The following is a 669-nucleotide window of genomic DNA, read 5'->3' on the forward strand; positions in this document are numbered from 1 at the left end:
CATGCTCAAGACTGGCCTCCGCACGATCGAGGTGAGCCGCGCGCGGATTGAGCATCTGCAGGACTTAGTACCGGGAGAGAAATGGCGACTGTGGGTGCATGGCAAGGGGAGAGCGTCCGCCGATGAGTCGGTGCAGGTGCTGAAGGAAGTGTACGAGCGGATCCAGACGTACCTCGCGTTCCGGCCGGACCCATTGCAGGGGAGTGATCCGTTGTTTGCGACGACGGCCTGTGTCGATCGCGGGGGAAACATCGTGACGGCAGCTGGGAAGCGACTCTCCACGCGGGCGATTCATCGGATCATCACGGAAGGGTTGCTCCTCGCGGGCGTGAAGAAACCGGGCATTGTCGTCCATAGTTTGCGACACTCCACCCCCACCTTTGCGCTGCTCAACGATGCGAATCCGACGCGCGTGCAGAAGATGATGCGGCACCAACACTATGCGACGACGGAGATTTATGTCGAGGAGGTACAGGAACTGCTGGAGGGGGCGGAAGATGCGGTGACGCAGATTTAGGCGACAGGATCGAGAGCGCATGAGCCCAACCATCTACTCGGTGGTCCTGGATTCTTACTGTGGCTCTTAGGCTGGGTGGGCGTAATACTCAGTTACACAGTCTTGTCCAAAACAGCTTTGGACGTTGGGTCATCCAACAGTATAGGGTGCCG

Annotated in this window: 1 protein-coding gene; it reads left to right on the forward strand. The window is 58.9% G+C overall.

From position 1 onward, the window contains the following. The coding region (locus E8D52_18580; GenBank protein TKB65339.1) for a hypothetical protein at positions 1-517 on the forward strand (517 nt) is incomplete at its 5' end. Positions 518-669 lie beyond the last annotated feature (152 nt).

It is taken from the genome of Nitrospira sp. (genome assembly GCA_005116745.1).
Lineage (GTDB): Bacteria > Nitrospirota > Nitrospiria > Nitrospirales > Nitrospiraceae > Nitrospira_D.